Genomic DNA, 19,721 nt, shown 5'->3' on the forward strand with positions numbered 1-19,721 from the left:
ATGCAAGGCGAACTGAACGGCGGCGTGTGGGACTGCCATACGCACATCTATGGGCCCTGGGATGCCTTTCCGCTGCCGGCCGATGCGTCGTATCGCCCGGCGGAAGCCCCGATGACGCAACTGCTTGCGCTGCATGAGCAACTGGGTGTCACGCACGGCGTGCTGGTGCAGGCGGCGTGCTACCAGTCCGATCACCGTGCGCTACTGGCCGCGCTGGCCATGACGCAAGGGCGCTACCGAGGCGTCGCGCTGGTCGACCACACCACGAGTGATGACGCCCTGCGCGAGTTGCACGAAGGCGGCGTGCGCGGCATCCGCTTCAACTTCATGGGTCACCTGCCGGGCGACCGTGATCTGGGCCGCTTGCGCGAACTTGCCGAGCGCGTCGGGCCCATGGGTTGGCACGTGCTGCTGCATGGACAACTGGATCAGCTTCTGCCGGTGCTCCACGCGTGGGAAGACCTGAATGTGCCGCTGGTGATCGACCACATGGCCCGTCAGGATGCGACGCGCCCGCTGGACGAAGCTGCCATGCGCGAGCTGGAGCGTCATCTGCGCAATGACAAGCGGTGGATCAAGTTGTCTGGGGTCGACCGCGTCATGCAAGGCGCGGCACCGCCGTGGGAGGCAGCATTGCCGCTGATGAGGCGCTTGGTGCAAGCGGCACCCGAGCGATCCATCTGGGGCACGGACTGGCCGCATCCCAACATCAAGGGCGACGTGCCCGACGACAGCAGTCTGCTCGCGTTCGTGCAGGAAGCCTGCGGCGCCGACGCTGCCGAAGCTGTGCTCGTTCATAACCCGCAACGACTCTATTTCTGAGGCATCGCCATGCAAGCCACGTTTATCGATGCCGCCCAGGCAGGGCAGTCTGCTGAACAAAGCGCCTGTCGCAAGGCTGCCTGGCGCCTCGTGCCGCTGTTGGCAATCGCGTACTTCGTCAACTACCTCGATCGGACCAACGTCGGCTTCGCGGCGCTGACCATGAACCGCGACCTGGGCTTGAGCGCCGCGCAGTTTGGTCTGGCTGCCGGCATCTTCTACGTGGGCTATTGCCTGTTCGAGGTGCCGAGCAACCTGGCGCTGTATCGCTATGGCGCACGTCGCTGGCTGGCGCGGATCATGATCACGTGGGGCCTGTTTGCTGCAGGCACAAGCTTGGCCGTTGGGCCCAACAGCTATGCGGCGATCCGCCTGCTCGCCGGCATTGGCGAGGCCGGGTTCTTTCCTGGCGTCATCTTCTATCTCACCCTGTGGTTTCCGTCGCGCTATCGCACGCGCATGATGGGCTGGTTTCTCGCTGCGATCCCGCTTTCGTCGGTATTCAGTGGGCCGCTGTCGGTATCGATGCTGGAGCTGGACGGTTGGCTGGGGCTGCATGGCTGGCAGTGGCTGTTCATCCTGCAGGGGCTGCCGGCCTGTGTGCTCGGCCTGCTTTGCCTGCGCATGCTGACCGATCGCCCCGATAACGCCGCCTGGCTTACGGCAGAGGAGCGCGCCGCACTGGCGTCGGCCATCGAACGGGAGCGCAGCGCAGCGGTTGAGCATCGTCTCGGACCGGCGCTCAAAGACGCACGCGTCTGGCTGCTCACGGCCATTCTGTTCAGCTACATCATCGGCATTCTGGGCATTGGCGTGTGGATGCCGACCATCCTGAAGACGCATCACCTGTCGAACACGCAGGTGGGCTTTGCCACGGCGCTGCCTTACGTCGTCGGCGCCCTGGTCATGCTGGTCTGGGCACGCGTGGTGGCGCGCACGCAGCGCTACGTTTTGCACCTGGTGATCACCTGTGCGGTGGCGGCGCTGGGCTTCTTTGCATCGGTGGCGTCTGATGCGCTGGTGCCCGCCATGCTCGGCTTGACGGTGGCCGTGGTGGGGTTGTCATCCGTGCGCACGTGCTTCTACAGCATTCCGGCAACGTTCCTGGACAAGCAGGCTGCAGCGGGCGGCCTCGCTTTCATCAACTCCGTGGGTAGCCTTGGCGGGTTGTTTGGCCCGTACATGGTGGGCTGGCTGAAAGACGCCACGGGCTCGTTCAAGGCCGGGCTGATCGGCATGGGCGCGATGCTGGTGCTGGCAACGCTGCTTTCTCTGGTGCTGCTGAGCCGCGTCAAGGAGGGCCAGCGATGAGCAACGACTGGTGGCAACCCAGCCTGCGCACGCCTGACCCTGCCGTGCGCATTCTCGACCCGCGCTTCGAGCACTACCGCTTGCCGCACGCCAAGGTCGAGCGCCTGTGGACCGGCTGCCGCTGGGCGGAAGGCCCCGTCTGGTTTGGCGACGCCGGGGCGCTCTATTGGACCGATCTGCCCAACGATCGCATCCTGCGCTGGGACGATGCGTCCGGCGCGGTGGCGGCATACCGCACGCCCTCCGACAAGGCCAACGGCCTGACACGCGACCGGCAGGGCAGGCTGATTGCCTGCGAGCATGGGCAACGCCGCGTTACGCGCACCGAATACGACGGCAGCATCATCGTGCTGGCCAGCGAGTTCGATGGCAAGCCGCTCAATTCTCCGAACGACGTGGTCGTCGCAAGTGACGGCGCGGTGTGGTTTACCGATCCGCCGTTCGGCCTGGTGAGCGACTACATGGGCCAGATTGCCAAGCCGCAGTTGCCAGCAAGCATCTATCGGATCGACCCGCGCGATGGACGATTGGATTGCGTTGCGGACGATGTGCTCGGACCCAACGGGCTGGCGTTCTCACCGGATGAGCGGACGCTTTACGTGGTGGCATCGCGCGCACGGCCGCGCGAGATTCTCGCATTCGATGTGGTCGACGGCAAAACGCTGGGCGACCGCCGTGTGCTGATCGATGCCGCGGACGGGGCTCCGGACGGTTTTCGCGTCGACGTGCATGGGAACCTGTGGTGCGGCTGGGGCACCGGCACCGCAGAGCTTGATGGCGTGCGGGTGTTTGCCCCCGACGGCACCGCGATCGGCCACATCGCACTGCCGGAGCGCTGCGCGAACCTGTGCTTTGGCGGGCGGCACCTCAACCGCCTTTTCATGGCGTCCACCACATCGCTCTATGCCCTGTACGTGAACACACGCGGGGCGGTTTAGTTCTGCAACACCAAAAATCAAACGAGAACGACTTAGGAGACAAGACATGCCGTTCCAATCCAGAGTGCGCCGGTTTGCGGCGCGTACGCTGTGCGCAGTGCCGTTGATCGCCGCAACGGGTGCGGTCTGGGCCGCCGATATCCACGTGCTGGCCACCGGTGCGTTGCACGCAGCGTTCGAGAAAGTCATACCGGCGTACGAGCGGCAGTCGGGCAACCATCTGATCATTGCGTGGGGCCCGTCCTATGGCAGCTCGCCAGATGCCTTGCCGATGCGCATCAAGAACGGCGAGCCGATGGACGTCTGCTTCATGATCGGCGCCGCCTTGACGGACCAAGTAAAGCAAGGGCGCTTCATTCCGGAGTCGCGCGTTGATCTCGTGGCGTCAGGCGTTGGCGTTGCAGTGCGCAAGGGCTTGCCCAAGCCGAATATTCAGACCGTCGACGATCTGCGCCAAACGTTGCTGGCGGCCAAGTCGGTGGCATTTTCCGAAGGGGCGAGCGGCACCTACATCACCGGCACGCTGTTCGAGCGTCTCGGGATTGCCGAGCAGATGAAAGCCAAGAGCGTGCTGATCCGTGGCAAGGAGCTGGTCGGCTCGGCCCTGGAGCGCGGCGAGGCCGATCTGGGCTTGCAGCAGATCAGCGAGCTGCGCGCGTTCAGCGGCATCCAGTATGTCGGCCCGCTGCCCGCCGAAGTGCAGAAGACGAGCGTGATTGCGGCTGCAGTCGCAAAGGATGCCAAGGAACGCAAGGCCGCCGAAGGGTTGATCACGTATCTGCGCTCGCCGGAAGTTGCTGCCAAGCTGGTCCAGACGGGGCTCGACCCGATTTCCGCCAAATAGCCTGATTCGTTGCCGTTGTCTGATGCATCGCGGTTGGTTTCCAGCCGCGAGGGGACACTGTTACCCGAAACAATAACAACCGGGCCATGTCCCGGAAAAAGGAGACTCCATGACGTTGCAGAAATGCCTTCTTGGCGCCGCATTGACTCTGATGATGTCCGCCTGCGCCACGTCAACGCCAACCAGTGCAGACGTGCAGCGGACGCTCGTGCGCCATGGCGAAGTGCAGATCGAAACCCTGAGCCAAGGAAGTGGGCCGACCGTTGTCATCCTGCCGTCGCTGGGGCGCGGCGCTGAAGATTACGACGAGGTGGCCCGCCTGCTTGCCGCGGATGGGCTGCGTGTCCTGCGGCCGCAACCGCGCGGCATTGGTCAAAGCAAGGGGCCGATGGCCAATCTCGACATGCATGCGTTTGCGGCCGACGTTGCCGCCGTGCTCGATCAGGAAAAGACAGGGCCCGTTGTCGTGGTGGGGCATGCCTGGGGCAGCCAGCCGGCGCGCATGCTGGCGGTGGATCGGCCAGACCTGGTGCGCGGTCTCGTCATGGCGGCAGCCTCCGCCGGCAAGCTGCCGCCGGGTTCCAACGAGAAGCCTTACGGCCGGCTGCGCGAAGCGATTGATGGCTCCGGCAACCTCGCGCTGCCCGAGGCGAAGCGTCTGGAATATCTGCGCCAGGCATTCTTCGCTCCGGGCCACGACCCGAAACCATGGTTGAGCGGGTGGTATCCGGACGCGCATCACGCGCAGGCCCACGCCCGCAATGTCACGCCGGTGGATGCGTACTTCGCTGGCGGCACGGTACCCATGCTTGATCTGCAGGCGCAGTACGACGCCGTGGTCGTGCCCAACGTGTTCAAGCCCATGCTTGGCAATCGCGTGACGGTGGAGGTGATCCGCGATGCCGGGCACGCCATGGCGCCCGAGCAACCTGCAGCGATGAGCCGCGCCATCGCGCGCTTCGCCCGACGTGTCTATCCGGGCGCGTCCTGATTCCGTCAACACTACAACTTGCAGGCCGACGCATCCGCGCGGCATGCCCATCCACACCAAGGAGAACATCATGAAACTGATCAAGTACGGCTGTACCGCATTGGCAGCGGTCATGCTTTCCTTCTCTGCGCTGGCAGCCGCGGATGCCGGGCAGATTGATCGCGAACTGGTCAAGTACAGCAACGTGCAGATCGAGGTGATGCGGCAGGGCAAGGGGCCGCTGATCGTCATCCTGCCGTCGCTGGGCCGTTCGGGGCGCGATTACGACCAGGTCGCAGACCGGTTGGTCGCCGACGGCTTCCGCGTGTTGCGCCCGGAGCCGCGTGGCATTGGCCGGAGCAAGGGGCCGATGGCGAATCTGGACATGCATGCCTTCGCCGCCGATGTGGCTGCAGTGATCGAGCACGAGAAGCAGGGGCCGGCTGTGGTGGTGGGCCACGCCTGGGGTAACTTCCCGGCGCGCATGGTGGCGGTGGATCGCCCCGAGCTGGTGCGTGGCGTGGTTCTGGTGGCAGCTTCCGCCGGCAAGGTACCGCCTGGCTCGAACGAGAAACCCATCAACGCGGAGATGCGCAAGGCTATCGATGGCGCAGGTGACATGCATCTGTCGGAAGAGCAGCGGCTGGAATACCTGCGGAAAGCCTTCTTTGCGCCGGGCAACGACCCCCGCGTCTGGCTCGATGGTTGGCACGAAGAGACGCATGAGGCGGAGTCCCATGCCCGCAACGTGACGCCGGTCGATGCGTACTTTGCGGCCGGGAACGCGCCGATCCTGGACTTGCAGGCAGAACACGACGCAGTGGCGCCGCGCCGGTTCTCGCAGGTGCTGAAATCGATGCTGGGTGATCGTGTCACGGTGGTTGTGGTGCCCAACGCAGGTCACGCCTTTGCGCCGGAACAGCCCAAGGCGATGGCGGACGCGATCGCCGCGTTTGCGAAGCGCGTGTACGCAGAGCCAACCAAGCAGTAGTCGCGGTTGCCTGTCATGTGGAGGCAGGCCGCGTGACTTGCCTCCAGGATGACTGTCGACGCTATTTAGACGCGGCCAACATTGCGGGTCAGAGTTGTCGCGCCATCCTCCGGGCATCTCAGCTCTTTGGGTCGGCAGGTTGAGGCTGGAAAAGGGCGTCAACGCAGAGTGTCCAGACGCATTTCCAACATCCTCTGGCGTCCATCGGCTCTCCTCCATCGGCCCGGCATTGGCTTGCGATTCACACCCCCATTTCTAGCCGCCGCTTTCCCTTGTTGGATGAAGAGGCATCGCTGCCGTTGAATGCGACGGTCGATGACTATCGACATATGCGGCAGTGTCTGGGTACCACGCGAACCGTGGCAGTGCAGTCGGCAAACATAAGACTGACAACCGGTTCGCCCCCGAAAGTTCTATTCCTCCCTTTCGGTAGCGGCATTAAGTTCACGGGCCTGTCGGCGTGCGCTAACAACGGTGCTACGCGACCTTGCCACCGCATTCGGCGAGCACGTGCTTGCCGGGAAATACAACGGTGGACGTATCCGCTATGCGAGAGGCTCTTTGAGCGTCACGGCAAGCACCCGTCGCATCCCTGACTAAGACAGTGCGCACAAGATGGCGTCTTAATTTGCCCTCCGGCAGGGCAGAAGCGGGCCGCTGCACCAACAAGGGGAGAGTACGTGCGTTTGCTTCCGGATCGTCTTGTTAAGTCAATATAAGTCAGATGTTGGTGGCGAACCATTCTCCGGCCATGTCGAGGAAGCTCAACATTTACCGCGCAACACTGGCATAAACCCTGCTTGATAGGCGCCCGTGCCGCTGCTAAATTCGCTTTACATCAGCTTTGCGGTGCATCCGAATTTCTTGCCATCCATCTGACGATCGCTTTCGATACGGCTCTGACTGAGTCGTTGAGGGGGGCGCAAATTCTCGAGGAGAGTGTTGTGATTGCCAGGACTACCCAGCCGCTGCAGCCGTTTGCTGCTATCAAAAAGGTCACCATGCCTTCCCTGCTTGCTGCGCTCTTCTCGGCGGCGGCGTACCCGGCAATAGCACAGACGGCTGATCTGACGCCTGCTGGCGCGGAAAAGGCCGGGACGTCCAGCGGCATTCCTGCATGGACCGCGCCGGGGGCGCTGGAGAATGGATGGAGTCCTGGCAAGCGCCGACTGGATTTCTTCAAGTACAAATCTGACAAGCCGCTGTACGTCATCGATGCGAGCAACGTCGACCAGTATGCCGACAAGCTGAATCCTGGCCAGGTCGCGCTGATCAAGCAAACCAAGGGATACACCATGCCGGTGTATCCGACGCGTCGAACCTGCGGTATGCCCGACTTTGTGGCGGAGAACACCAAGAAGAACATCGGCTTCGCCAAGATGAGTCCAGACGGCACTGCATTGGCCGATGCGTATCTTCCTGGGTTCCCGTTTCCGCATCCTAAGACGGGCGCCGAAGCGATGTGGAACGCCAAGCTGGGCTACCGCGGCGTTGGCATCGAGTTCCGAGACCAGATTACGATGACGTCGCCGCGAAAGGGAAGCTCTGGCGATGGCCTGAAATTTGTATCCGACACGTGGCTCTACTTCCCCTGGGGCGTGAAGGGCGGCACGACGTTTTCTGCCGCGGGCCAGGTCGAGGCGATGAACTACTTCACGTACAAGTCGCCTGTGGCCCTGGCCGGCCAGGGCGCAATGTTTACTGCGTATGCCGCCAAACCGGCGGAAGTCTTCTACTACTTCCCGGGGCAACGTCGGACGCGCCGGATGCCGACCTATGCCTACGATGCACCGCAGATCGGCTTCGACAACCAGTACAACATCGACGAGGCGTACGTCTTCTCTGGTCTTCTGGATCGGTTCGACTGGAAGCTGATTGGCAAGAAGGAGATGCTCATTCCGTACAACGCGCTCGGGATGTACGACTTCACGGCCAAGTACGAAGACGCCTATCAGCCGGACTTCATTAACCCTGCGTACCGGCGCTATGAGCTCCACCGCGTGTGGTTGGTAGAGGCGACGGTCAAACAAGGTGTTCGGCATTCCGCGCCTAAGCGTCTCTTCTACATCGACGAAGATAGCTGGGGTCTTGCTGGTGCGGTGGACTATGACGCCCAGGGCAAGATCTCCAAGGTGCGGGAAGGATATTCGATTCCCGTGTATGAGACGGGAGCCTGTATGTCTCTCGTCTTCGCGCAATACAACCTGAATGATGGCCGCTACGTTGTCGACGGATCGATGCTCGCGGCAGGAAAAGATGCGAAATGGATTGTGGATGGCGCCGACGATCCGCACTTCAAGGCGAGCTTCTACAACGCTGAAAACCTTCGCGCGTTGAGCGAGCGTTGAAAGAGAGGACATCGACAATGAAAAACCTCTCTTTCACTCGCTCTCAAGAGCGTGGTGCTGCCGTGCGTGGGGCCGTTTCAGCGCTCATCGCGCTGGGTTGCACGGGGGCGAACGCCTTTACGTTCTCTAACGACACGATCCAGGGGAGCCTCGATTCGACAGTCTCTGCGGGGGTTGGTGTTCGCACGGCATCGCAAAGCGAAAACCTCGTGTCGCCGACTTATGACCCAGCCACCGGGGCCCGCACGGGCGGTGGGAGTCTCGGGCAGATCAGCGGCCTTAGCGACCAAGGCAACATCAACTACAACAAAGGCAATGCCTTTACGACGTACCTCAAGGGTAGCCACGAGTTGCTGTTGAAAATGCCGACAGAGGGGCTCGCGTTCATGGCCCGCGGCTCCTGGGTGTACGACTACGCGGGCACGCGCACTACTGGAGCAACCAGCGGACAGGACGCGCTTGCCGCTTCTCCCCCCGATATCAGTGGCGGGCTTGCATCGGATGCCCGCAGCAATATTCGCTTCAAGGCTCGGTTGCTCGATCTTTGGGTCAGCAAGCAGTTCAGTGTCGGTGACCAGCAGGCGCGAGTCCGGGTCGGGAACCAGGTCATCAGTTGGGGCGAGAGTATTTTCGAGATCGGCGGCATCAATGCGACGAACGCCATCGATATCAACCGGGCGTCTCAGCCAGGTGCACAGGTCAAGGAATTTGTTCTGCCTGCCCCAATCCTTAGTGTTGCCTCAGGCCTCGGGCATGGGGTCAATGTGGAGGGGTACGTCCAGAGCAACTGGAACAAGAGCTACTTGCCTCCGGTAGGTAGCTACTGGTCCTCGTCCATCATCGGAGCGGGCGAGAGTGCTTACGGTGTGCGAGAAGCGCGTCCCAAGAACGGCGGTCAGTTTGGCTTTGCCGCACGCTATCAACCGGACGGAACGGACATCAATCTTGGGGTCTACGCGATCGCGTATCACGACAAGCTACCCCAGACGTCTCTCGCTGCTGACGGCGCTACCGTTTTCAAGTATCCGGAAAACCGCCACATGTTTGGTGTCAGCGCCAATTTTCCGGTGGGCGACATGGCCATTGGAACGGAGCTCTCCTTCCGGCCCCGGGATGCCGTGCCGCTCAACCCGGCGAGTGGTTGCGTGGCCCAGGGGGGTAATTGCTGGGTCGACGAAAAACGCTTTCAGTGGCACCTGACTTCGCTCTATGCACTTCAGCCCGGAAACGCAGGCGCGCTCTTGAATCTCTTGGGAGCGCAAACGGCCACGCTCACCACCGAAACGGTCGTGATCGCCTACCCGGGGCTCCATAAGAGCTACGGAGGGTCACCTATTGCGGCTGGTGGTTTGTTGTGGGGTAACGAATTCAACGATCTCTTTGCCACGGGTGCGCTCAACAGCCCCGGCAGTTCGGCCGGAACAAAGTACTCCGGCGGCATCAATGTCGACTTCAACTGGGTGTATGACGGGACACTGGTGCAGGGCTGGCAGGTCAATCCAGGCGTGTACTTCCGATACGGACTCTTTGGCCAGACCCCCAACATCAATGCGCAGTTCGTGCGAGGTGTGAGCTCGATGAACCTGTACGTCAACTTTGTACAGAACCCGGCCAACTGGCAGATCGGCCTGAACTACACAAGGTTCATGGGATCGACCAACCCGCTCAAGAACCCGCTACGTGACCGAGACTTCTTCGGCATCGTCGCATCCCGCAATTTCTGAGGTCATCATGAAGTCGTCGCCTGTTGCCGAGTCGGCGCGTTCGAGCGCGCTCGTCCGGATCTTAAACATGCTCGAGCACGCGCTATTCGGCCACAGGCGGCTTGTGCTTGGATTACTCATCGCTTTCACCGTTGCGATGGGATGGTTTGCGGTCAAGCTGCGAATGGATGCTGGCTTCGAGAAGCAGCTTCCCGTGGGGCACGAATATATCGCCACATTCAACGAATACCGAGATGATCTGTTGGGCGCAAACCGCCTGACGATCGTCGTAAAAGCCAGGAAGGGAACCATTTGGACGACGGAGGGCTTGAAGCGTCTTTACGACGTCACGCAGGCCGTCACGTTTCTGCCTTATGTGTCGCGCAGCAGCGTCCAGTCTTTGTGGACGCCGAATTCCTTCGTCAATGAAATCACGGAGGAAGGCTTCCGGGCAGACCCACTCATCCCCGGAACGGTCACCCCGGACCGCTTGGATGCGACAGCCATCGGCAATATCTCTCGGTCGACGGCGCAGGGGGGCTTTGTCGGCAGCCTGGTCTCGCGAGACCAGACGAGTGCCATGGTGACCGCCGACCTGAACGAGGTGAACGCCAGCGGTAAGCGTATCGACTATGTGTCGTTCGACAGGATGCTGGAGTCTGAGCTGCGCAAGAAGTTCGAGGACGACAAGTACGAGATCCAGATCATCGGCTTCGCCAAACAGATTGGTGACATCGCTGAGGGCGCTGCCGCCGTCCTGCAGTTCTGCCTGATGGCGCTGTTGCTAACCGCCTTGGCTGTGTATTGGTACTGTCGATCGATTCGCTTGACGATATTGCCACTGAGTTGCTCGCTCTTTTCGCTGATCTGGCAATTCGGGACGTTGTATTTGCTGGGGTACGGGCTTGATCCGTTGGGTGTGCTGGTGCCCTTCCTCGTGTTCGCCATCGGCGTCTCGCATGGTGTTCAGCAGATCAACTTCATCGTTCGAGAGATCTCTCACGGCAAGTCTGTGGACCGCGCTGCGCGCTCGAGTTTCAGTGGTCTTCTGGTGCCCGGAACGCTTGCGCTCATCACCGCGTTCGTTTCCTTCGCCACGCTGGTTCTTGTCCCGATTCCGATGGTGCGCGAATTGGCCATCACGGCATCGCTTGGCGTTGCGTACAAGATCATCACGAACCTGGTCATGCTTCCCCTTGCGGCATCGATGCTTCAGGTGGACGCTGCGTATGCCAAAAGCATGGAAGCGAGGGCGGTACAACGGGCACGTTGGCTGCATGTCCTGGCACGCGTTGCGGTTCCCCGAAATGCAGCACTCGTTCTTGTCATCGCGGCCGGCGTGTTTGCCACGGCGGCCTGGCAGAGCCGGGATCGCGTGGTCGGTACGTTGCAGGCGGGCGCGCCGGAGTTGCGTGCAGACGCCCGATTCAACCGAGACGCTGTTTCGATCGCCACCAACTACGACATCGGGCTGGACTGGCTCACGGTCGTCTTTCAGGCGCCGTCCAACTCGTGCGAGAACGTCCAGATTGCCACATACCAGGACCGGTTCGTCTGGGCAATGCAGCCCGTAAATGGAGTGTTGTCCATTACGTCCTTTTCGTCGCTGCTTCGCCAATACAACGAAGGCTACAACGAAGGAAATCCGAAGATGTCCGCGACGCCCATTGATCCCGCGAATTACGCGGCGATGGCCGTAGAAGTGGGGCGGCTTCCCGGAATCATGCGCAAGGATTGCAGCATGAGTGCGGTGCATATCTATCTCTCCGATCACAAAGCCACCACGATCAATCGCGTGATCGCCGCGGTGAAGACATTCCGCGACACGGAGAAACTCCCCGGCGTCACGATCCGGCTTGCCTCAGGCAACGCGGGCGTCTTGGCGGCAACGAACGAAGTGATCGAGCACAGCGAACTCCCCATGATGCTGTACGTGTATGCCACGATCGTCCTGCTGGTTTTCCTCGCTTATCGGGACGTTCGCGCCGTACTGGCCTGTTGTCTCCCGCTCACGATCGGCACGTTTATCGGCTACTGGTTCATGAAAGAGCTTGAGATCGGCCTGACCGTGGGCACGCTTCCTGTGATGGTGCTTGCGGTGGGTATCGGCGTCGACTACGCGTTCTACATCTATAACCGCCTGCAACTCCATCTGGCCAATGGAGTGGGTATCGTCAAGGCGCTGGAGCACTCGATTCTGGAGGTCGGCACAGCCACGATCTTTACGGCACTGACGCTGGCTGTTGGGGTGGCAACGTGGTCGTTCTCCGCACTGAAGTTCCAAGCCGACATGGGCAAGCTGCTCGCGTTCATGTTCCTGGTCAATATGGTGATGGCGATGACCGTTCTTCCTGCTTTTGCGGTTTGGCTGGAACGGCTATTCCCACGCCGCGGCCCCGCGCGTGCGCCGGGCCTCCTGGCGCATTGATGTGGGGAGACGAACCATGAAGATCCTTCATTCGCGCATCCTTCGAGCCTTCGTCATTGCTGCGGCGCCTGTACTGGCCGTGGTTGCCAATGCTGCATCCCAATCCGAAAAATTGGTTCCGATTCCCGCAGCGAAATCTCCCATCGCGACACAGTCTCCGGTGCTAGGTGCGGCGTGGGCGGGCGACCGTCTGGTCAGCGTGGGCGCCAACGGCGTCGTGTTGCTGTCCGATGATGGAGGTGCCTCTTTCCACCAGGCACAGCAGGTGCCGGTAAGTTCAGTTCTGACGAGCGTCAGCTTTGCCGGTCCGAGAACAGGATGGGCCGTGGGCCACTGGGGGGTGATCCTTGCCACCACCGATGGTGGTGAAACATGGCGAATTCAACGGTTGAGCACCGAGGAGGATCGCCCCCTCTTTGCGGTGCATTTCTTCGATCCACAGCGTGGCGTTGCAGTGGGGTTGTGGTCGCTCGTGCTGGTGACGCAGGACGGCGGTGCCACCTGGACAGAGCAGCGCGTGAATCCCAAAGCGGGCACCAAGTCTGACTTCAACTTGCTTGGCCTCTTTCCCGACGGAAAGGGGGGCATATATGCGACTGCAGAGAAGGGCCAGGTTCTGCACTCGGTCGACTATGGCAGGACATGGGAATACCTCGACACCGGCTACAACGGCTCTCTGTGGTGCGGGGCGATGCTGGACGGCGGCGTGCTGCTAGTCGGCGGCCAGCGCGGAACGTTGATGCGCAGCGAAGACGGCGGCCGGAGCTGGACGCGAATACCTTTGAAAGCCGCCAGCTCCATCACATCCATCGCGGCCAGAAACGGCGACGTGATGGTCGTCGGCCTCGATGGCTTCGCGGCCCAAAGCCATGACGGTGGTCGGACTTTCACCGAATCGATCCGTGCCGGCGGCGCACCGCTGACGGCGGCATTGCCCACGGGGCCGGGGAAATGGCTGATGTTCTCGCAACGAGGCGTCGTACAGGACCCCGCCGCAAAGCCCCAAAACCAGAACTAAGCCGACGCATTCGGCAAGGAGACAACGCGTGACCATTGGAAAAGACTCAGCGCATCTTCAATGCGCCTTCATCAACGGCCGTTGGGTACCGCCGAGCGGTGGCGGCCGCCATCACGATGTGATCAATCCCGCGACAGAAGAGGTATCGGGCAGTGTTGTCTTCGGAGACGAAGCTGACGCTGTATTCGCGATTCAGGCTGCGTACGATGCATTTCCCGCCTATTCTCAGACGCCGCTTGCTGAACGCATCGCGCTCCTGGAGCGCATTGCCGACATATATGAACGGCGGATGGACGACATGGCGCGTGCCATCACGTTGGAAATGGGAGCGCCCCTCCATGCGCTGTCGATGCCTGCACAAGCCCCCGCAGGCATGATGCATTTCCGTGCGACGGCAGCCGTCGCGAAGGCGCATGCCTTTGAGGTTCAGTTGCCGTCCACGCGCGTGGTCAAAGAGCCGGTCGGTGTGTGCGCCATGATCACGCCGTGGAACTGGCCGATGAACCAGGTCGCCTGCAAAGTCGCCCCAGCCTTGGTAGCAGGTTGCACCATCGTTCTGAAGCCCAGCCAGAACGCTCCTTACTCCTCAGTGCTGTTTGCGGAAATCCTGGAGGAGGCTGGCGTTCCTCCCGGCGTCTTCAATATGGTCCAGGGAGAAGGCGGTCGCCTCGGCCAGGTACTTGCCTCGCATCCACTGGTCGATATGGTCTCGTTGACCGGTTCGACAAGCGCCGGTGCACAGGTGACCAAGGCCGCAGCAGATACCGTCAAACGTGTGTCTCTCGAGCTTGGTGGGAAGTCGGCCAACATCCTTCTTGATGGAGCCGATTTCCCGACCGCTGTCACACACGGGGTGCTCAGCATGATGAGCAACTCCGGTCAGACATGCACGGCGCCTTCACGCATGCTGGTACCTGCGCACCGCCTTGCAGAAGTGCAAGCGATAGCGGTGGAGGCGTGCAAACGCATTGTGGTGGGTGACCCCATGGACCCGAGCACGACCATGGGCCCCATCGCCAACCGCCGGCAGTTTCTTAAGGTCCGCGAAATGATTCAAGTGGGACTGGATGAAGGCGCCACGCTGGTGAGCGGTGGTTTGAGCACGGTGGAAGGCACTGACCGAGGCTTCTACGTTGCGCCCACGGTCTTCACAGTCCCGCACAACATGTTCCGTATCGCACAGGAAGAAATCTTCGGACCCGTCCTCGTCGTCATTCCATATCGCGATGAGGAAGAGGCGGTTGCTATCGCCAACGACTCGATCTACGGCTTATCGGGCTACGTTTACGGTCCGGATGTTGACGAGGCGCAGCGCGTGGCGCGGCGGATGCGTACTGGCATGGTGCACCTCAACGGGGCTGGGGTGGATCCCATTGCGCCGTTTGGCGGATACAAACAATCCGGAAACGGCCGAGAGTGGGGTGCGGCTGGGATCGACGAGTTTCTAGAAACAAAGTCGATCATGGGTGCAACCGGCAACTGACTGCGGCGAGGGAAGCACGGTCCGGGGCGCCCGCGCTTCCCAGCATGGCTCAAGTCAATGGATAGGGAGCGAAAAATCTGATGTAAATCGATTAATCGTCAGCTTACGAGCCGAGAGTTGTTGCTCGTCGAGGCTCCAGATTGCGGCCTACGCTGCGCTTTCTGCTTGACGCTCTTTTAGAACCAGGGTTTCCGGCAGGAAGCATCTCAGATACGCGAGCGTGGCCCGAACAGACTCCGCGAACGTTTCGTCGTCTATCTCGCCCCGGGCGGAATAAGAGCCCGACCACAACGCCTCCCCGAGTTCTGTAGAGAACATGAAGTAGCGTTCCAGATTTGGGATTTCCGGCATGACATAGGCTTCCCGCATTACCTCGAGCGAAGCCTGCCCGAATGTTTTATTGTGCATCAGGTTGTTAATCCGACTTTGGCGATGCAATGTTGGCCCCAACATGATTTCACTCATGGCTCGATTGTTGTTGAGCACATCACGGGCATCCGCCATCACAGCTTTAACCCAATCTTGCCAGCTTGGGTTCTTTTTGGCAGCCTGGCGCTTGCTCTGCTCCAGAACGATGGCAGTTAGCCGCTCGTTGTATATCTTGTTTAACTCAATATGGATTGCGGTGACCGTATTGAACAGGTAATGCACAGAGGCGGGCGCTATCTTGGACTGCTTTCCAATATCGTAGAGACTAATATCTTCGATATTTGCGGTTTGCAGCAAATGTTCGGTTGCCTCGATAATCGCTTGATATCTGCGCCTGCTTCGCTCTTGAGTTGGCACGCGAGGGGATCGCCGCACCTCTGCGGTGCGTCCTTTTCGGTGCGAAGCCTTTTGGCGCACCGGTTCATCGTCGGGAGGCGTGATTTTTGATCCTGACACTCTGGGTGAATCCTCTGTAGATTAAAGGCGCTCAGCGACGGGTCAGCGTTTTATTTATTGCCTTTCAGCGCTCGTTCTGCTGCACGTAGGCCACCACGGACGCCGGATTCCATGTGGACACCATCGTAATCGTTGCCGGCGAATGAAATCCCGTCAAACGATTCAGCCTCCTTCTTGAACGCGAGAATCTTAGCATGCTGGCCCGGAGCGAAGCGGCCAACACCCCACGTATGCCGCTGCACGCGTGCCTCATCAACCCATTGAGAAATCCCTGGGAAGAAGGCCTCCACGTCGCGTAACGCTTGGATGATCAGGTCTGACTCACTTTGCTGGGCGAGACGCGCTGCATCGGGATAGCAAGGCCATGCGGAAATGATCCCCTTGCCACTTGGCACCAGGTGCGGAGTCTTGACCGTGTGATTCAAAGCCATGTTAAAGACGGTATCCCGGTAGGCGTGCCCCATGTACACGAACGCCTCTGTTTGGAGAGGGCGATCAAGGAAAAAGTACACCAGCGAGAAAGGGGCATTTGGGAATGAAGACAGAAACTCTTTTGCTGTCTGCATACCATCGGGGACGAGCTCGGCAGCCCGATCGATGGAGCATGCGACGATAACGTGCTTTGCACTTAGTGTGGTTCCGTTTTCAAGAAGGACGCCTTCGACCTTGCCTCGATTCGTGAGGATCTTTGATACCGCCGTTTCATATTGCACATTGACCCGTTTGGCCATCCGTTCGGCAAGTGTGACATTGCCTGTGCGCAGCGTCATGACTTTGGATGTGCCAAACATCTTTATGAGATTGAGCGTGTGATATAGATTCGTATGCTCGGCCGTTGTATTTGCCATTCCATGGGCTGCGGGGCGGAGCACAAAATCCTTAAAGTTGCTGCCGGCCCAAGAAAACGCGTCCGCAGCCGAAACATTGTCGTATTCCGGAATGTCTTTCTCTGTTTCAAAGAACGAAAATCGTTTCGACATGGCAAGATACCGGATCGTAAACCACGTGAGATCCAATGTTCCCCGCAGGCCCAGCAGCTTGGCAAGCCCCAAGTTCCCTTGCGGAAATTGGATATTGCCCCGGCGATCCAAATAACCGGCTTGGACGTTCGATTGGGGCATCAGGTCTTGGGACAACCCATAGGAGTTCACCAGCTTGAGCATTTCTCTGTAGTTGGAATGAATGCCTTGCGCTCCGCCTTCTGCTGCATCCCCTTTTCTTGTCAGGCGGACGATTCGCCCGCCGGGGCGGTTTGACGCCTCCAAGACGACAACATCTCGACCTGCTTCCTTCAATGTGTGCGCCGCTGTGAGGCCGGTGATGCCTGCGCCGATAACGATGGTGGTGTCTTTCATGTACGTGAGATGACGTCGTCGTGAGAACGGGGCGCGATGACCCCTTGTGGATCCCAGTGTACGATAAAACTTGACTAACGTCAGCTTTTGGATCAATGTTTGACACCAACGATCGCCCGAGGTGGGCGGGACGCATGCTAGGGGAACTGCCATGGACGGAAGTGTCGAGAACGGCAAAGAGGCGTGGTTTGTAACGTCTACGGGAGCGAAGCTTTTCTATAGAGATTTCGTCCCGGCGCGCCCCGCGTCTTCTGTGCCGCTATTGTGTTTGCACGGGTTCATGCGGAACTCCCGCGACTTCTGCGAATTGGGAAAGACGTTCGCGGCCAAGGGTGTCCGTGTGGTGGCCCCGGATCTCCGCGGGCGGGGTTTCTCTACGCGGTACAGCGACCCCAAGGACTATCACTACGATCTGGTCATGCGGGACGTCAAAGATCTGCTGGACCATCTCGACATTGGCCCGGTTGCGGTATTGGGCGTTGCTCTTGGGGGCATCATCGCGATGGATATGGCGGGAGAGAGCGGGACGCGCGTGTCAGGTATCGTTCTGAACGACCTCGGCGCCGAAGTCGTGGAGCAGTCTGCCAAAAGAATGGCGGACAACGTCGACGCATCGGACTTCGGCTTTGATGAGGCAGTGGATCGCGTGAAGCTGCACTTCAGCAAGACGTACCCGGATCTTGCCGAAGAGCGCTGGGTGGATTTGATGCTGCGAGCCTATCGAGAGGTGGCTCCTGGCAGATATGCCCGGGACTTCGACCTTCGCTCGCTTGCCGATGCGCAACGGATGAAGGCCGAAAGGCCAGATCTATGGCCGCAGTTTCTCGCGACGCGCGGCGTGCCAGTGGCGCTTCTTCGCGGAGCGACCTCGGACTTCTTTACGGCTGACTGCGCTGAGCGCATGGTGGAGGCTCACGCCGACACCGTGCTGACAACGGTCGAAGGCCGCGGGCATCCTCCCCTTCTGGACGAGCCCGAATCGTTGGCAGCAATTGAGGCATTGCTACAGCGCGCTTCACAACGCTGAAAGTGTTGCTACGGTCGATGCGTCGACTCGAGGCGATTGTTGCCTCGGCCGGCCAGCCGCCGTGAAATACCTCTCTGGCAGAGGAACGGATGTAGAAGCGTCGGCTCTTATGGAGCCGCTTGACACAGCTTCGGGCGGAGACAGCCGGTCACCCCGCGGCACCCTAACCACGGCATAGCGTTGTGCACCATGGACAAGCCGAAAGCATCGCGTCTGGTCAGGTATCCGATCTACACCATCGGAGATCTGTCCAGCGGAATCTACTCCGTCACGCCGAGCATCTTGCTGATGTTCTACATGACGAACATCCTGGGCATCTCCGTGGGTGTCGCCACGCTGGCTGCAGTTCTGCCGAAAATCGTAGATCTGATTTCGAGTCCGGTGGTGGGCGGCATGTCCGACAGAACGTCAACGTCGCTTGGCCGTCGGCGTCCCTTCATTCTGTTCGCCGGGTTGACGATCCTGCCGGCATTCTCCTTCATCTGGGGAGCGCCGTTCAGTTCGCCGCTGGCCTCGGCTTGCTTTGTGGCGGGGGTCTTCAGTATCTGCACGTTCTGCTATTCATCCTTCCTGGTGCCCTATTGCGCGTTGAACAGCGAGATCGCGACGGGCTACCACGACGGTACAACGCTCAACTCCTATCGCGCCGTGTACTCCATGCTGGGCTGCGTGCTAGCGGGCGCTGGGGCTCCATTGATCGTTGAGAAATTTGGGGGAGGTCGGTCCGGATATCTGGCGATGGGTATCGTGATGGGGAGCGTCATGGCGGTGAGCGTGATGACGACGTTCTTCACTTCCAAGGAGCCAGCCCGACATGTGGACGCTCCGCACCTGACGAAAGCCGAGATTTGGGGTGCCCTGGTCAACAACCGTCCATTATTGTTGCTACTTTTTTCCTATGTTCTCCACGTCATTGGGAGCGGAGTGCTTGGGGCAACCTTGGCGTACTTCGTCACTTACGTGCTGCATCGAGACGCCGATTTCCTGTCCCTTCTCTTCTTTCTGACCTTCGGGGCGTCTGTCGCGGCGATTCCGCTGTTTGTGTATCTCGGCAAGCTTGTCGGCAAATTCGGATCGTTCGCGGTGGCACTTGTTGTCGCTGGCACCGCAGCCCTTGGGTACCTGATGGTCCATCCAACGACCCCCGTGCCATTTGTGTTGGCCATTGCAACCATCTTGGGGATGAGTGAAGGCGGAATTCAGGTGTTTGCCTATTCGATGTTGGCGGACTGCATCAAGCATGGAGACAGCCGGAGTGACGCGCCGCAGTCGGAGGCGGTGCTGAGCGGGGTGTTCGTCGCCGGCGAAAAACTGGGATTTGCATTGGGCGCGTTGGTTGCCGGAGGCTTGTTCGCTCTGTCCGGCTTGGTGGAGACACAAGAGGGTTTCGTCGAACAACCGCACTCGGCAATCTGGTCAATACGTCTAGCCGTCTCGGTGATTCCCTTGGTCGTGAATGCTCTAGCTCTGGTCGTAATCTGGTTCTACAGGGCTTTTGACTCTCGCATCGTCGCGCCTGCTCCCGTGGAGCTGCATAGCGAGCAACCTTCTGTTTCTTAGCGTTCTTGCGGACGAGAACGCTCCCATCTGGTTTTCCT

The 19,721-nt window shown here is 60.2% G+C and carries 15 protein-coding genes; 13 read left to right on the forward strand and 2 right to left on the reverse strand.

The window, feature by feature from the left end:
- From FUT88_RS09685 to FUT88_RS09735, 11 genes are all read left to right on the forward strand, one after another.
- A complete protein-coding gene (locus FUT88_RS09685; RefSeq protein ID WP_147214788.1) occupies positions 1-822 on the forward strand; it encodes an amidohydrolase family protein in 822 nt (273 codons plus the stop codon).
- A 9-nt stretch (positions 823-831) separates the two neighbouring features.
- A complete protein-coding gene (locus tag FUT88_RS09690; protein ID WP_147214789.1) occupies positions 832-2,133 on the forward strand; it encodes an MFS transporter in 1,302 nt (433 codons plus the stop codon).
- Positions 2,130-3,071 (forward strand): SMP-30/gluconolactonase/LRE family protein, encoded by a 942-nt coding sequence (locus FUT88_RS09695; protein ID WP_147214790.1) that lies wholly within the window; start codon positions 2,130-2,132, stop codon positions 3,069-3,071. Before FUT88_RS09690 ends, FUT88_RS09695 begins: the two co-directional genes overlap by 4 nt.
- A gap of 46 nt (positions 3,072-3,117) precedes the next feature.
- Positions 3,118-3,915, forward strand: a complete 798-nt coding sequence (locus tag FUT88_RS09700) for a substrate-binding domain-containing protein (protein ID WP_147214791.1) — start codon at positions 3,118-3,120, stop codon at positions 3,913-3,915.
- Positions 3,916-4,024: 109 nt separating this feature from the next.
- Entirely contained in the window at positions 4,025-4,906 is an 882-nt protein-coding gene (locus FUT88_RS09705; protein ID WP_261797087.1) for an alpha/beta fold hydrolase, read from the forward strand.
- Positions 4,907-4,976: 70 nt separating this feature from the next.
- On the forward strand, positions 4,977-5,876 hold the full coding sequence (locus FUT88_RS09710; protein ID WP_147214792.1) for an alpha/beta fold hydrolase: 900 nt from the start codon (positions 4,977-4,979) through the stop codon (positions 5,874-5,876).
- Positions 5,877-6,877: 1,001 nt separating this feature from the next.
- The gene (locus FUT88_RS09715; protein ID WP_147214858.1) at positions 6,878-8,224 is read left to right on the forward strand and encodes a DUF1329 domain-containing protein; all 1,347 of its coding nucleotides are present in this window, start codon (positions 6,878-6,880) and stop codon (positions 8,222-8,224) included.
- Between the two features lie 17 nt (positions 8,225-8,241).
- Positions 8,242-9,948, forward strand: a complete 1,707-nt coding sequence (locus FUT88_RS09720) for a DUF1302 domain-containing protein (RefSeq protein ID WP_147214793.1) — start codon at positions 8,242-8,244, stop codon at positions 9,946-9,948.
- Between the two features lie 7 nt (positions 9,949-9,955).
- The gene (locus tag FUT88_RS09725; protein ID WP_186829268.1) at positions 9,956-12,355 is read left to right on the forward strand and encodes an MMPL family transporter; all 2,400 of its coding nucleotides are present in this window, start codon (positions 9,956-9,958) and stop codon (positions 12,353-12,355) included.
- A gap of 16 nt (positions 12,356-12,371) precedes the next feature.
- Positions 12,372-13,373: a WD40/YVTN/BNR-like repeat-containing protein gene (locus tag FUT88_RS09730; protein ID WP_147214794.1), complete on the forward strand. Its 1,002-nt coding sequence runs from the start codon at positions 12,372-12,374 to the stop codon at positions 13,371-13,373.
- A gap of 28 nt (positions 13,374-13,401) precedes the next feature.
- Positions 13,402-14,856: an aldehyde dehydrogenase family protein gene (locus FUT88_RS09735; RefSeq protein ID WP_260800984.1), complete on the forward strand. Its 1,455-nt coding sequence runs from the start codon at positions 13,402-13,404 to the stop codon at positions 14,854-14,856.
- 147 nt (positions 14,857-15,003) lie between these two features.
- On the opposite strand, the gene FUT88_RS09740 is transcribed toward FUT88_RS09735, so the two are convergent.
- On the reverse strand, positions 15,004-15,741 hold the full coding sequence (locus FUT88_RS09740) for a TetR/AcrR family transcriptional regulator (protein WP_222614253.1): 738 nt from the start codon (positions 15,739-15,741) through the stop codon (positions 15,004-15,006).
- 50 nt (positions 15,742-15,791) lie between these two features.
- The gene (locus FUT88_RS09745) at positions 15,792-17,096 is read right to left on the reverse strand and encodes a protoporphyrinogen/coproporphyrinogen oxidase (RefSeq protein ID WP_186829269.1); all 1,305 of its coding nucleotides are present in this window, start codon (positions 17,094-17,096) and stop codon (positions 15,792-15,794) included.
- Positions 17,097-17,247: 151 nt separating this feature from the next.
- Here FUT88_RS09745 and FUT88_RS09750 point away from each other — a divergent pair, with 151 nt between their 5' ends.
- Complete coding sequence (locus FUT88_RS09750; RefSeq protein ID WP_147214797.1) at positions 17,248-18,123, forward strand: alpha/beta fold hydrolase; 876 nt, start codon at positions 17,248-17,250, stop codon at positions 18,121-18,123.
- A gap of 189 nt (positions 18,124-18,312) precedes the next feature.
- Positions 18,313-19,683 (forward strand): MFS transporter, encoded by a 1,371-nt coding sequence (locus FUT88_RS09755; RefSeq protein WP_147214798.1) that lies wholly within the window; start codon positions 18,313-18,315, stop codon positions 19,681-19,683.
- The last annotated feature ends 38 nt before the right edge of the window (positions 19,684-19,721 follow it).

The organism is Ralstonia sp. TCR112 (assembly GCF_007997035.1).
In the GTDB taxonomy this organism is placed as follows: Bacteria; Pseudomonadota; Gammaproteobacteria; order Burkholderiales; family Burkholderiaceae; genus Ralstonia; species Ralstonia edaphi.